At 67.9% G+C, this 14642-nt stretch carries 6 protein-coding genes and 1 other RNA gene; 4 read left to right on the top strand and 3 right to left on the bottom strand.

The annotated features are described in order from the left end of the window. Positions 1 to 55 precede the first annotated feature (55 nt). Positions 56 to 2599 (bottom strand): FtsX-like permease family protein, encoded by a 2544-nt coding sequence (locus SALLO_RS18800; protein WP_022836315.1) that lies wholly within the window; start codon positions 2597 to 2599, stop codon positions 56 to 58. A 28-nt stretch (positions 2600 to 2627) separates the two neighbouring features. After that, positions 2628 to 3341: an ABC transporter ATP-binding protein gene (locus SALLO_RS0110780; RefSeq protein ID WP_028567158.1), complete on the bottom strand. Its 714-nt coding sequence runs from the start codon at positions 3339 to 3341 to the stop codon at positions 2628 to 2630. A gap of 758 nt (positions 3342 to 4099) precedes the next feature. Here SALLO_RS0110780 and SALLO_RS0110775 point away from each other — a divergent pair. Beyond that, complete coding sequence (locus tag SALLO_RS0110775; protein ID WP_022836313.1) at positions 4100 to 7255, top strand: PD-(D/E)XK nuclease family protein; 3156 nt, start codon at positions 4100 to 4102, stop codon at positions 7253 to 7255. Positions 7256 to 7297: 42 nt separating this feature from the next. Continuing rightward, the gene (locus tag SALLO_RS16715; protein WP_022836312.1) at positions 7298 to 10768 is read left to right on the top strand and encodes a UvrD-helicase domain-containing protein; all 3471 of its coding nucleotides are present in this window, start codon (positions 7298 to 7300) and stop codon (positions 10766 to 10768) included. Between the two features lie 75 nt (positions 10769 to 10843). Here the strand turns inward: SALLO_RS16715 and ssrA are convergent. Beyond that, positions 10844 to 11212: a transfer-messenger RNA gene (gene ssrA, locus SALLO_RS18260) on the bottom strand. Positions 11213 to 11823: 611 nt separating this feature from the next. On the opposite strand from ssrA, the gene purL reads away from it, so the two are divergent. Together purL and trxA are read left to right on the top strand one after the other, a co-directional pair. Further along, positions 11824 to 14097: a phosphoribosylformylglycinamidine synthase subunit PurL gene (gene purL / locus SALLO_RS0110760; protein WP_022836310.1), complete on the top strand. Its 2274-nt coding sequence runs from the start codon at positions 11824 to 11826 to the stop codon at positions 14095 to 14097. 168 nt (positions 14098 to 14265) lie between these two features. Beyond that, entirely contained in the window at positions 14266 to 14607 is a 342-nt protein-coding gene (gene trxA / locus SALLO_RS0110755; RefSeq protein WP_022836309.1) for a thioredoxin, read from the top strand. Positions 14608 to 14642: the final 35 nt, after the last annotated feature.

Raw genomic sequence — 14642 nt, 5'->3', positions numbered from 1 at the left:
CAACGGCTTACGCTGTGTTTGAAAAATCTACGGAGCGCGCGAGTTCAAACACAGCCTAGTCCTCACGGAGTGCCGTGGCCGGGCGCACCTGCATCATCCGGTAGGCCGGATAGGCCCCGGCCAGCAGCGCCGCCACCAGCGCCAGTGCCACCGCCTGCAGTAGCACCTCGCCCGAGACCGTCACCTGCAGCGTCCACCCAAACGAGCGCTTGTTGATGACGTGCACCAGCACGTACGCCAGCAGGTAGCCCAGCGGGAGCGCAAGCAGCCCCGCCATAAGACCCATAAGCCCCGTCTGCAGCGTCACGTAGCCGCCCACCTGCGGCGGCGTCATGCCCGTTGCGCGCAGCACCGCCAGCTCGCGCTGCCGCTCCAGTTGCAGCGCCATCAGCGCGGTGAGCACGCCAATGAACGCCACGATAACGGCCAGAAGGCGCAGCACGGCCGTAATGGTGAACGTGCGATCGAAGATTTTGAGGGACGCCTCGCGCAGGGTCTTGTTGGACTGGATGATGACGTCCTGCGTGCTGCCGGCCAGCCGCGCCCGCATCCGCTGAATGAGCGCGTCTACGGATTGGCCGTCCGCCGCGTAGAGCGCGAGCCCCGAGATGCCGCGGTCGTCGTAGAGCCCGGTGTAGGTGGAGCGGCTCATGAGCAGCGTACCCACATCCGAGCCGTAATCGTAGTAGATGCCGCGCACCGGCAGCGCCCGCCAGCCGCGGTCGGTTTGCAGGCGCACGGTGTCGCCCACCGCCACGCGGTGCTTGTAGGCGTACGGTTCGGAGGCCAGCACAAACGACCCGCCCTGAAACGCCGGCCAGATCGCGGAGGCGTCGCCCGCTTTCAGCCGGTAGATGTCCTCGATCTGCGGGCCGGGGGCCACGGCCACCAGCTCGGCCTGTCCGTCGCGGGTACGCACCGTGACGCGGCGCACCGTGTGGCTCGACGCGACGCCCGCGGTGGTCTTGAGGCGGTGCACCGTGTCGTGCTGCAGGGTGGCATTCGAGCGCCGGAAGACGAGGCTGGGCGGCTGCACGTACACGTCGGCCTGCAGGGCCTGCCTCAGCCACGACACCACCGTGCCGCGGAAGCTCTGAATCATGACGCCCACGCCCACCGTGGATGCCACCGCGATGGTGAGCGCCGCGATGGCCACGGCCGTGCGGCTCAGCGTAGTGGCCACCCCACGCGCCGCCATGCGGCCCAGCACGCCGGCAAGGCGCCCCATGAGCGGACGCACGCCGCGCGCCAGGCCCCACACCACCAGCGGAATGACGAGCGCCGCCGCGGCCAGCACGCCCAGCAGCCCGGCGTAGCCCATCCAGATGCTGCGCGTAGGCCACAGCAGCAGCGCCGTTGCCCCAAGCGCCACCACCGCCCCCGCCCCCGCCAGGCGCGGCGCCAGCATCCGGATTGAGGTCTCCTGCGCCGAGCGCTGCAGCACCGTGCTCACCGTTGCGCGCGTGGCCTCGCGGGCCGGCGGGAGGGCCGCCGCCAACGTGGTGCCCATCCCCAGGGCCGCGCCCTTCAGGAGCGTCCACGGTGCCACCGAGAGCTCGCGCACCGTCACCACAAAGTAGAGGTCGTTGATGGTTTGGGTGATGAGCTGCACGAGCCCCAGCGCCAGGACGATGCCGCCCAGCAATCCCAGGGCGGTGCCCGCAAGGCCCAGCAGCGCCGCCTCGCCCAGAATCAGGCCAAAGACTTGCCGCCGCGTGACGCCCAGCGCCCGCAGCCGCCCGATGAGGCCACGCCGCTGCACCACCGAAAACGTCATCGTGTTGTAGATGAGAAACGCGCCCACCACCAGCGCGAGCAGGCTGAGCGCCGTAAGGTTCAGCTCAAAGGCGCGGGTCATTTGCGCGATGGTCGAGGTGCGCGTGCCCGTAGGCCGTAGCTGCGCACCCGGCGGCAACGCGGATCGGATCGCCGCGAGCGTCGGCCGCCCGTCCGCCCCTTTGGGAACGATGAGGTCGATGCGCGACAGTTGCCCGGGCATGTCAAAGAGGTCCTGCGCCGTCGAGATGTCCACCACCAGCAGGTTGCGGATGGCGCTGCGCGTGCGTTCGCTCTTGGGCCGTAGCAGCGCGCCCACCACGAGCCGGTGCGACACGCCTTCTACGGCCAGACGCAGCGTGTCGCCCGCCTGCACGCCCAGGGCCTGCGCGGTGGATTGGGCCATGAGCGCCGTGGGCCGCGTGATGAACGTGCCCACGTCGATGCCCTGCGCGCCGGTGGCGACGTACGGCCGGAAGGGTGCCTCGGAGAACGGATCGACACCTAGCACCTGCATCGTACGGCCGGAGGGCGCGAGCGCTCCATAGCCTTCCACCACGGGCGCGGCCTTCCTGAGGCCCAGCTGCACCGTGAGGCGGCGGTAAACATCGCCGGAGAGGTCGTTCGCGGCGCCCACCACCTGATGGGTGGCCTTGCCGGTCACGGTTTGGGCCGACAGGCGAAAGGCGCGGCTGGCGCTGGTGTTGGCCAGATCGATTGATACGACGACGGCCACGCCCAGGGCGACGCCCAGCACCGAAAGGCCCATGAGCCACGGATGCCGCGTGAGGTACCGAAAACTGGCGCGCTGCAGGAGAGTCATACCGAAGCGGACGACAAGAAAAGACGGATTAAGAAGCGGCGGCCACGTCCTGGAGGCGGGCCTCGGTGAGGCGGCCCTGGTGCAGCGTCAGCACCCGATCGGCACGGTCGGCCAGGGCGCGATCGTGTGTGGCAACAAGCAGTGTGGTGCCGGTATCGCGGACGAGCGTCGTGAGCAGATCGAGCACCTGCTGCCCGGTTTCGTAGTCGAGGTTGCCGGTGGGCTCGTCGGCCAGCACAAGCAGCGGCTCGGTGGAGAGGGCGCGCGCCACGGCGACGCGCTGTTGTTCGCCGCCGGAGAGGCGATCGGGGAAGCTGTCGCCGCGGTTGGGCACGCCCACGCGGTTCAGCACCTCCAGGGCGCGTTGCTCCGCTGCGTCATCCAGCGCACCGCTGAGCTCCAGGGGCAGCGTGATGTTCTCGGCCACCGTGAGCGTGGAGATGAGGTTGAAGGACTGAAAAATGAACCCAATGTGTCGGCGCCGGAAGCGCGTGCGTTCGGTCTCGTTGAGCGTGGTAAGCTCGGTGTCGCCGATGCGCACGCGGCCCGCGTCGGGCCGATCGATGCCGCTGATGATGTTGAGCAGTGTGCTTTTGCCGGCACCGCTGCGGCCCATCAGCACCACAAACGCGCCGCCGTCGAGCGAGAGATCGAGTCCGTTGAGCACGGTGCGGGTTGTATCGCCTTCCTGGTACGACTTCACGACGTCGCGCAGCGCAATAAGCGGGGCCTTGGCGGACATAAGCACAGCGGTTTGACAAACAGAGGAACGGTTGATCCACGCGCGGGCGGCGGCGGCTGTTCTTGCGCGGGCCGCGCCGGGGTGTAACGTGTTGGCCACGTCCCCCCACGTGCACTCGTTCTTCGCGATGACAAGCAGGGGGCTGCTGCTTTCGCGCATTGGGCGTACACTTGCACAAACCGGCCCGAACGGCCATCTGAACCATCGGCGCTTGACCCTTCATCCAACCACTCATGTCATTGCTCATCCAACCACTCATGTCATTGCGAGCGACTGAAAGGAGCGCGGGGGCCTTTAGGTCATGCCGTAGGTGCAATCTCCGCAAACGAGCAAAAACCTGCCGCACAGTGCAATCAGCGTCACATCCTGGAAGTCAGTGCCTTTAAGGGGCAATCTCCGCAATGGGACGCTCCTGCCCGTACATGGAGATCGCCACGTCCCTCCCTCCGGTCAGTCCTCGCGATGACAAGCAGGGGGCTGCTGCTTTCGCACGTTGGGCGTACACTTGCACAAACCGGCCCGAACGGCCATCTGAACCATTGACGTATCGCCCCCTCATTTTACCCTGTTGTCACTGCGAGCGAACGGAGCGAGCGCGACCCCCAAGCCGTGATACAGCAGACCTTTCACGTCCGGGGATGCGCGCGCCGATGGTAGACTACGCAACGTACGCGTTGATCAGACCTTGCCGCGAACCTGAATCTTCGGGTGCTCGTTACGGCTGCATCGGATAGCCCCTCGTTTCTCGCGCTTCGTGTATGGATGCTTCGTCTCCTTCGGCATCGCCCGCCGCCGTCAGCACCATTGTGGATCAGGTCGCCCGGCTTTGTACCAAGCATCCGTTAGCGCCCAAGTGGGTGCTGGTGCCGTATCAGCAACTGGGGCGCGCCCTGGTGACGGCCGTCGCACGCTCGGTGGCGCCCTGCAGCGGGCTGCGGTGCATTACGCCGTGGCATCTGGCGAAAGAACTGGCTAGCGAGCGCCTTCCGCCCGATCAGCGGCTCATTGACGGCGTGGGCCGCGAGGTGCTGGTGGGCGATCTGCTGCGTGCGATGGAGGACGCCGCGCTGGACGCGCCGGAGCGCCTCGTGCGGCCGCTGGCGGACGCACTTGCCACGCTGCGCGCGACCAACGTAACGCCCGCCGATCTTCCGGGGCGCAATGCCGCGGGCCTGGCGCAGTACCTGCCCGCTTTGTTGCAAGCCTACGAGGATCGCTTGCAGGCGGAGGGCCTGTACGACCGCGCCGATGTCTTTCGGTGGGCGGCCGCATCCGTGCCGCAGCGTGTGCCGCCACAGGCGGTGGTCGCCGTTCCGGGCGAGACCGAGTTGCATCAGCGGGCGCTGCAGCTTGTGCTGGCCCTGCGCGACCACAGCGCCCAGACCTACACCCTCGCGCCGCCGCGCAGCGACCAGGCGCCGGCCCATACCGCCGCGGCGCTCTTGGGCGACCGCCCCGGTATCGAACAGCTTCGTGCCGAACCCCGCGGGCCGCGCCACATCACACCAGTACGCGCCGCCGGTCCCATCCGCGAGGTGCGCGCCGTCCTGCGGCGCATCCTGGATCGCGAGACGCCCCTCGACCAGGTGGAAATCGCCTACGCGGCCTCCCAGCCCTACCTCCCGCTGCTGATTGATGAGGCCGAAAAGGCGGGGGTGCCCGCGACCGCCGGGCCGGGCCTGCCCGGGCCCACGCTGCGTCCGTTTCAGGCGCTCATCGGCGCTTACCGATGGCTGGCGAACGGCTTTGCCGCCGACGAACTGATTCACCTGCTGCGCGCCCGCCTCCTGCGGATTGGGCCGTGGCTGAGCCGGCAACAAGACGCCGCGGCCAACGATCCGGGCCACTGGTACGCGGCGCTGGATACCGCGCCAACGGTCGACGGGCCACAGGCCGCGTCGCTGCTCGCCGAAAGCCGCTACCCGCCGCATCGCAACGGCTACGAGCAGATCCTGTCGGCCCGCATCGACCGCTGCGCCGAGGCGTCCACCGACGAGCGCCAGCGCACCCACGACCGGCTCGTGGTGGTGCGCGCGTGGCTCCGCGACGTCATTGGCTCCCTCCCGGAACCGGTGACGGTCGGCGCGATGGCCGATTGGAGCGAAGCCCTGCTCGACCGCTTCGGACCGTCGCTCGATGCCTGCCCGCTCGGTACGCAGCGTCCCCCGCTTCCCAGCGCATCCGGTGCCACAGACCGCCCCGGGACGTACGACCAGGTGGCGCATCGCGTGCTGCACGCCACGATCTTTCCGGAGTGGCGCACCCTTGCGGTCGACCCGCCCCAGTCGCTGGGCGCCGTGCTGCCGGTGCTGCGCAACGAACTTACGTCGCGGTACGTGGGCGCGCGGCGGCCGCAGCCCGGGGCGCTGCATATCGTACCGCTCGACAGCGCCGGCTTCATGGGGCGCACCGATCTGTACGTGGTGGGCCTCGACAACGAGACGACCGCTGTGGCCTCGCTCGACGACCCGGTGTTGCGCGGGCCGGTGCGGGCGACGCTCTCGGAGGAGCAAGCCGCCACCGTGGCGCACCCGCGCCGCGCCGCCGATGCCGCCGCCTGGCGCTTTCGCGCGGCCCTCGACCGGCACACCGGGGCGCAGACGCTCGTGGCGATGCACTTTGATCCGGCCACCGGCGAGGAGCGGTTTGCCTCGACGCTGTACCGCGACCACCTCGCCGCCCACCAGGTACCGCCCGGCACTGCCGCGCGCGAAGGATTCGTGCCGCCGGCGCAGCTTCCGGCCCTGTCGGCTGATGAGGCGTGGCTCGTAGCTACCCACCCGGCATCGGCCCCGCCCGCGGCCGGCGATCCGCCCCCCTCCACGGCGTGGTCTACGGCGCGGGCTGCGCTGCACGCCCAGCACCCGTGGATACGCGATGGCGAACAGGCGCGGGCTGCGCGGGCCGCCGACCGCTACACCGCCTACGACGGCCTGCTGTCTGCCGCCGACTACCCGGCGCTCGATCCGCTCGACCCGTCGTACCGCGGCGCGCCCCTCTCTGCCAACCGCCTGCAGACGCTCGCCGCCTCGCCCTACGCCTACTTCGTGAAGTACGTGCTGCGCGTGCGACCGCTCAACGAGCCTGCGCTGCACGACGAGCCGTGGCTCGATGCACTGCGCAAGGGCGCCATCTTGCACCGGGCCTTCGAGCAGTTCATGCGCGAAGACCCCGAGGCGCTGGCTACCGACGCGGCCCACGAGCGGCTGATGGACCACATCGACGCGTGCATCGACGATTGGGCGGCCCGCGACCACATCGGGGCGGGCACGTCGCGCGATAGCATCCGCAAACGACTGATGCTTCCGGCCCGGCTGTTTGTGGAAAGCGAGCGGCAGCGCGCCGACGCCTTCGAGCCGCTACACGTAGAGTGGGGCTTTGGCTACCGGGGCGCCCGCAAGCGGCGGGGCGACGCGGGGCCCTTCCGCCTGAGGCTCCCCGACGGTGCGGCGGTGCCGCTGCGTGGCCGCATCGACCGCATCGACACGGCCGCCGACGGCCGGCTCCACCTGTGGGACTACAAGACGGGCAGCCGCTACAGCTTCGACACCGAGTGGCCCCTGAAGCACGGCGAGACGCTGCAGTGGGCGCTCTACGGAGCCGTTGCACACCAACACTTCGACCGTCCAGTTGCAGAATCAGGCTACGCGTTTTTCTCCGTGAAAGAGATGGGCAACCGCCTGTCGTGGCCGCTCGACGAACGCGCCGAGACCGCCCTGCACGGCACCCTCCGCCACCTCATGCGCCTCCTGCGCACCGGTACGTTTCCCATGCGCCCCGACCTGGACGCGGCAAGCAGTTGGGCGTTTGGCGCGTACGACGCTCTCGTGCCCGACCTAGACGCACGGAAGCGCGCGCTGGCCGCCAAAGCATTTCCCGAAGAAGCGCGTCCGGTCCCGCATTTTCTTCAGTAGCACCGATCCGTCGCCGCATCCATCGCATCCCTCCACCGCGCTATGTCTACCGCCCCCAACGCCTCCGCCGACCACGCCGCCCGCGCCTGCATCGGGCCGTGGCAACCCGACGAGCCCCTCCCGTCGCTGGACTCCTTCGAGGCCGACACGAACTTTGTTGTGCGCGCCGCGGCGGGATCGGGCAAAACGACGACGCTGGTGGCCCGCATGGTGGCGCTGCTGCGCACCGGCGCGGCCCGTCCGCGCGACCTGGCAGCCATCACGTTCACGCGCAAAGCCGCCGGCGAGATGAAGGAACGCTTTCATGCCGAGCTGCGCCGCACGGCCGAAGCCCTCACGCAACGCGCACACACATCGGACGCGCCCACCGAGGAGCTGCACCGGATCCGGCAGGCCCAGGCCGAGGCAGAGCAATGCTTCATTGGCACGCTGCACGCGTTTTATGGACGCATCTTGCGCACCTACGCGTTTGAGGCGGCGCTTCCCCTTGATTTTATGGTGGGCGCCGAGGAAGACGACCTTGCGCCGCTGCGCACCGCCACGTGGCAGGCCTACGTGCAGGAGCGCGCCGGCGACCCGCTGCGCGTTGAGCTGGAGGACACGCTGGGGCTGCCGATGGAGCGGCTGGAGAGCTTGTATGCCACGTTCAGCGCGCACCCCGAGCTGACGCCGTACACCAACGCGCCCGACGCGCCGCCCGCGCTTGACGAGGCGGTGGACACCGCGCGGGCGTTCGTGGAGCGGTGGCAAGCGCTACGCCCGGACCCGCCGCTGGGCGACCGCGACCGCGCCCAACAAGCGCTGGATCGGGCCGAAGACATGATGCGCCATCTGCCGCTCGACACCCCCGCCCACCAGGCCCGCTTTCTTCAGGCCTTGTGCAAAGGAACCAAAGAGAAAAAGGGACGCGTGAAGTTAAACCGCTGGGGCGCATCGGGGAGTGAGGCGTACGAATCTGCTCGGCACCTGCGCGACAACGCCTATCCGGCCCTTTATGCAGCCGTGCAGCCGCCCCTAACGGAATGGACGGCGTATGCCCACCGCCAAGCCGTAGCGTTTGTAACCCCCGCCGCCGAGCGGTACACCGCGCGCCGCCGGGCCGAGGGGCTGCTGACCCACCACGACGTGCTGTACTGGACCCGCGAGCTGCTCCGCGATCACCCCGACATCCGGACGGCCGTGCACCAGCGCTTCCCGCGCCTGCTGGTCGACGAATTTCAGGACACCGACCCGCTCCAGGCCGAGATTTTGTTCCTGCTGACCAGCACCGACCCCACCGCCACCGACTGGCGCACCTGCACGCCCCGGCCCGGCAGCCTGTTCATCGTAGGCGACGACAAGCAATCTATCTACCGCTTCCGGCGCGCCGACATCACCATTTTTGAGGCCGTCACCGAGCGGATGGAGGCAACCGGCGGGCGCGTCACATCGCTCCGGCTCAATTTTCGCTCGCGCCCCGAGATCCTTCAATTTTGCGACGACGCCTTCACGGAGCTGTTTGCGGAGCATCAGGACGAGGGGACGGACGAGGAAACCGTGCAGGCCAGCTACGAGCCGTTTGCTGCGCACCGCCCCGCGGGCCGAACGGATGCGTGCGTTCGCGTGCTGAAAACCGGCGCGTACGGCCGCAACACGGATGCTTTTTTTGCGGATGAGGCCCAGCAGATTGCCCGGTTCATTCGCGCGGCCGTCGATCGCGGCACGGCCCATCCGATGGCGGGGCCCCAAGACGCCGCCGATGTGGTGTTTCCGGGCGGAGCGGCCTACGGCGACTTCATGGTGCTCACCCGTAAAAAGAAGCGGTTGTCGATGTACGCCAAAGCGCTGGCCGCGCACAACATCCCGTTTGCCATTACCGGCAGCGAGGACCTGGGCGATGGCCCGGCGGTGCAGGATCTGCTGGCGGCGCTGCGGGCGGCTGTGCGCCCCGACGATGCCGTGGCGCAACTCGCGTACCTGCGCAGCGGCCTCGTGGGCTGCAGCGACGACGACCTCTACGCCTACCGCGTGGCCTGCGATGCGGCCGACGGTGCGGCGTTCGATGCGCTGTCCGGGGCGCGCCAGGCGGCCGTGCGCGACGCGCTGCCGTCCGACACCGCCCGGCGTCTCGCGGGCGCCGCGGAGCGGCTGGCCGATGTGCGCACGCTCCTGCAATCGAAGCGGCCCGCACTGGCGCTGCACGACGTGGTGGAGCGGCTGGGGCTGCTCCCGGCCGTAGCCACGCCGTCCGACCCCTCGGGGCGCGCACTGCAGGCCGGACGCCTTCTCACCGCGCTCGACCTCCTGCAACGCCACGCCGGCGAGGGCGCGCACTGGTCGGACCTCGTCAACGTCCTGCACGACATCGTGCACGGCGAGGAGCCAGAAGACAGCCGCACGCTCCACAGCGGCTCCCCGCAAGCCGTGCGCATCATGAACGTGCATCAGGCGAAGGGGCTGGAGGCGCCCGTGGTGTTCTTGGCAGGGCCCAAGGGCCGGTCGCACGGCCAGGCCACCCAGCACGTGTACCGCCCCGCCGACGGCCCCGCACGCCTCGTGGCCCCGCTCATGCAGCAGGGCTCCTACCGCGCAACGGCCACCCACGCGCCCCGCGGATGGAACGATGTGTTTGCGCCGCTGGAGGACGCGCACCAGGCCGCCGAGGAGCATCGCCTGCGCTACGTGGCCGCCACACGCGCCGAAAATCTGCTGGTGATTGCCTACGGTCCCAAAAAGGACGGCGATCCCTGCGCGTCGACGTGGCAGCCGCTGCATGCGTACACCGAAGCCATTGACGCCCCGCGCCTGCGCACTGGGGCACCGGCCGATGGCGAAGCGGCCCCCGCCGATCCGCCCCCCATGCCCCACGTGCATGCGCCGCCCCCCGCGGATGGAGGTGGCGACCGTCCGGACGCTCTCACGCGGCCCACCTTTGCAACGGCCACCGTGAGCGGCGGGAAGCACAACGCCACGCCCCTGCGGTGGACGAGCGGGTACGGCGCGGCCTACGGGACGGTCATCCACGACGCCCTGGAGCGGTGGGTGCAGGCCCGTGCCGACGACCCGCGGCCCCCGGCGGTTGCGGTGCTTCAGGAGCGCCTGGCGGCCGTCAATGCACGCCTGGAAGCGCCCGACCCGTCGCTCGATGCCGCGGCCCTCGCCCGGCGCGCACACACCACCCTGGAGCGCTTCCGCCAGACCCCGCTGGCCGCGCAGATCCGAGACGCCGACGTAGCCTACGCCGAATATCCGTTTGTGACGTGCACGCCCGACGCCGAGGGGACGCCCGTGGTGATGCGCGGCGTCATCGACCTGCTGTACCGGGACGCCGACGGCTGGCACATCGTCGACTACAAAACCGATCGCCTACCCAACGACGCCACGCTGCCGTACGTGCCCGACGATCACCCGTACGTGCAGCAGGTGCGGCAGTACGCCCGCTACTGGAACGCCCAGCCCGACGCGCGCGTCGCCTCGGCCGGGCTCTGGTTTACCGATACCGAGACGCTGCAGCCCATCGACCTCAGTGCGTAACGACACACGCGCAATAAAAAAGCCCCTCGACCAAAAAAGCCGAGGGGCTGCAACGTACTACAAGCTACTAACTACTAGTGGAGATGCCGGGAGTCGAACCCGGGTCCGAGTGGCCGTACACGTTGAACCTCTACCTGCATAGTGGACAGCATTTGAGTGTCGCTTCGGCCTAGAGCCCGTCCACCGGGCCAAGCCGTCGCCAAGGCTGATTGATTTTAACGCTCGTCCGTGCAGCCGGAACGGACAAGCGCAAGGCTATCTAATCGATGTCTCTAACCGGCCAATAGCCGAGCCGAGAAAGAGACAGATGGCGGGTTTACGCCGCCATCGCGTACGAGTAATCGTCCGCAGTTACACGTTCCTGACCTGATTTACGAGCGTATCAGGAAGCTCGGCAGGACAGTCCACTGCACGTTTACCACCCGTCGAAGCCGTGTCATCCCCATATGTAAAAGAACACCGCTGTCGTGATTAGCGGATCGTATTGGATGCATCCATTCGCTACTTTGTTCCGAGCGCATGGCGTGCGGTTGGCCAAACCCGCCGGAACAGCCCTCTGAACCACCAACGCTCCGTTTCCTCACGTTCTCTCTGTTGTCATTGCGAGCGAACGCAGTGAGCCTGGAGGCCTTTGGATCATCCTGGAGCGGAAGCCGAAGGTCATCATGGAAGGGCAATCTCCCCAACCGATCGTTTTTGCGCGTACAGGGAGATCGCCACGTAGCTCGCTTTGCGCTCACTCCTCGCGATGACAAGAAGGGTATTGCTTTTCTGTACGTTGCGCGTGCAGTTGGGCGAACCGAGCCGAATGGCCGTCTGAACCACCAACGCATCGTTTTGGCACTCCGTCCTCAATGTCATTGCGAGGAGCGAAGGCGAGGGCCGTAGGTCATGCCTGTGGTACGTGGCAATCTCCGCAAACGAGCAAAAATCAGTCGCGGGGCGTGTCACGAAAATTCCCACGTGATTCGCGAAGTGTTGCGCCGCGCACCTGACCCGGTCCGCTGCGTTTTATACCTTACCGGTGCGCCCCTTTTCAGCCAACGACGCCTGCTATGCCCACTGCGCTGCCCAACGACCCGGAAGTAACCGCCGCCCTGGCCCAAGAGCACGGCCTAACGGCCGAAGAATATGGGTGGATTGTTGATGCCCTGGGCCGCACGCCTACGTTTGTGGAGCTGGGCATCTACTCGGTGATGTGGAGCGAGCACTGCTCGTATAAAAACTCGCTGAACCTGCTAAAGACCCTGCCCAGCGACGGCCCACAACTTCTTGTGGCCGCCGGCGAGGAAAACGCGGGCCTCGTGGATATTGGCGACGGGCTCGGGGTAGCGTTTAAGATGGAAAGCCACAACCACCCGTCGGCCGTGGAGCCGTACCAGGGCGCGGCCACCGGGGTGGGCGGCATCCATCGCGACATCTTTACGATGGGCGCGCGGCCCATGTGCGCGCTCAACTCGCTGCGGTTTGGTCCGCTCGACGATGCGCGGGTGCGCTACCTGTTTGATGGGGTGGTGGGCGGCATCGGCGACTACGGCAACTCGTTTGGCGTGCCCACCGTGGCCGGCGACGTCTACTTTGACGAAGCCTACGAAGGCAATCCGCTGGTGAACGCAATGAGCGTGGGCGTGGTAAAGGCCGACGAAATTGCGAGCGCGGTGGCCCGCGAACCGGGAGCCGCGGTGTACATCGTGGGATCGGCCACCGGGCGCGACGGCATCCACGGCGCCACGTTTGCGTCGGAAGAAATCTCGGACGCGAGTGAAGACCGCCGCCCCAGCGTGCAGGTGGGCGATCCGTTTACCGAGAAGCTGTTGCTGGAGGCCACCCTGGAGGCCATTCGGGCCGGGGTTACGCTGGCCGTGCAAGACATGGGGGCGGCGGGCATTACCAGCTCGTCGTTCGAGATGAGCGCGTCCGGCGGCACCGGCATGCGGCTGCAACTCGATCGCGTGCCCACCCGCGAAACGGAGATGACACCCTACGAGATTATGCTCTCGGAGAGTCAGGAGCGCATGCTGATTGTGGCTGCGCCCGGCCGCGAAGACGACCTGCAAGCCATCTTTGAGAAGTGGGATTTGAACGCCGTCGAGATTGGCACCGTCACGGATACGGGACGGGTGGAGGTGCTATGGCATGGCGAGACCGTGGCCGACCTGGAGGCCACGCACCTGGACGCCGGCAGCGGGGCGCCGGTGTACACCCGCGAGACCAAGCGGCCTTCGTACCTCGACACCGTGCATGCCTTTGACGATGCCTCGATAGAGGACCTGACGCCCGCGACGGCCGGCGAGGCGCTGGTGGAGCTGCTCGCTGCGCCCAACATCGCCAGCAAGCGCTGGGTGTTTGAGCAGTACGATACCACCGTGCGCACCAACACCGTGGTGGGGCCGGGGCCCAGCGATGCTGCGGTACTGCGCATCAAGGGCACCCGCAAGGGGCTCGCCGTAAAGAGCGACTGCAACGGCCGCTACGTGTACCTGAACCCGCGCCGCGGGGCGCAAATTGCGGTGGCCGAGGCCGCGCGTAACGTGACGTGCGCGGGCGGGCGGCCGGTCGCCATCACCAACTGCCTCAACTTTGGCAATCCGTACAAGCCGGAGGTGTACTGGACGTTTGCGGAGGCGGTGGGCGGCATTGGCGACGCCTGCCGGGCGCTGGATACGCCCGTTACCGGCGGCAACGTGTCGTTGTACAACGAGCACCCGGAGGGCGCGATCTTTCCCACGCCCTCGATTGGCATGCTGGGCATCGTCGACGACATCGCGGCGCACCCCACCACGGCCGCCGTGCAGGCCCCGGGCGATGTGGTGGTGCTCCTCACCCCGGCGGCGTGGACGCACGCCCGCAGCATTGGCGGCTCGGAGTACCTGGCGTTTTCCCACGGCCAAACCGCGGGCGACGCGCCGCACCTCGACCTCGACGAGGAGGCCGCGGTGCAGCAGGCCCTGCGCACGCTCATCCGCAACGGCGTGGTGCAACACGCCCACGACGTCTCGGACGGCGGCCTCGCGGTGGCGCTGGCCGAGTCGGTGCTGCCGGCCGAGGGCTTGGGGCTGGATCTTGCATTGCCCGCCGCCCCCGGCGCGCGCCTCGATGCGGTCCTCTTTGGCGAAGATCAGTCGCGGATTGTTTGCAGCGTACCGGCCGACGCCGCCGACGCGCTGTCCGACACCCTCCCTGCGACCGTGCGCGCGCACCGGCTGGGCACCGTAACCACCGACGGGCGCTTGCGCATCGCTGCGGCCGAGGGGCCCGTCCTCATCGATGCGCCCGTGGATACGCTCCGCACCGCCTACGAAGGGACGCTCCCCTCCCGCATGCGGTAGGGCCTCCTGCCACGATGGCAGGCCCGGCCCCCAACCTGCACCGCGGAACGGAACTTGCTTTATAGCATTCATGCGATAAAGCGTAGCGCAAAAGCGGTCGTTTGTAACGCATCGCTTCGTGCACGCACACATAGCTACATTGGATTCTTCACGTACAGCAACGCCCTTATGGCAAGCGAGAACGTAGTAACCCTGACCGACGACAACTTTGAAGACGAGGTACTGAATGCCGACGTGCCCGTGCTGGTGGACTTTTGGGCCACGTGGTGCGGTCCGTGCCGCATGATTGCACCGGTGATTGACGAACTGGCCGACGACTACGCGGGCCGCGTGAAGATCGGCAAGCTGGACGTGGACGACAACCCGCGCATGGCGCAAGAGTACGGCGTGCGCTCCATCCCCACGCTCCTGTTCTTTAAGGGGGGCGACGTGGCCGACCAGATGATGGGCGCCGCGCCGAAGGGACAGCTCGCCAAGAAGCTGGATCAGCTGATTGGACAGCCCGCGTAACGGATTGTTACCCTTTCATTCGCTGCGCGTAGGCC

The organism is Salisaeta longa DSM 21114 (assembly GCF_000419585.1).
GTDB classification, from domain to species: Bacteria; Bacteroidota; Rhodothermia; order Rhodothermales; family Salinibacteraceae; genus Salisaeta; species Salisaeta longa.
Note: the sequence above shows the minus strand (reverse complement) of the source record. Positions and strands in the feature narration are given on the sequence as shown.

Bases quoted from the DNA above. Each gene is read 5' to 3' on its own strand.
- trxA (WP_022836309.1), top strand. From the start codon at position 14,266: ATGGCAAGCGAGAACGTAGTAACCCTGACCGACGACAACTTTGAAGAC.
- SALLO_RS0110775 (WP_022836313.1), top strand. From the start codon at position 4,100: ATGGATGCTTCGTCTCCTTCGGCATCGCCCGCCGCCGTCAGCACCATT.
- SALLO_RS18800 (WP_022836315.1), bottom strand. From the start codon at position 2,599: ATGACTCTCCTGCAGCGCGCCAGTTTTCGGTACCTCACGCGGCATCCG.
- SALLO_RS0110780 (WP_028567158.1), bottom strand. From the start codon at position 3,341: ATGTCCGCCAAGGCCCCGCTTATTGCGCTGCGCGACGTCGTGAAGTCG.
- SALLO_RS16715 (WP_022836312.1), top strand. From the start codon at position 7,298: ATGTCTACCGCCCCCAACGCCTCCGCCGACCACGCCGCCCGCGCCTGC.
- purL (WP_022836310.1), top strand. From the start codon at position 11,824: ATGCCCACTGCGCTGCCCAACGACCCGGAAGTAACCGCCGCCCTGGCC.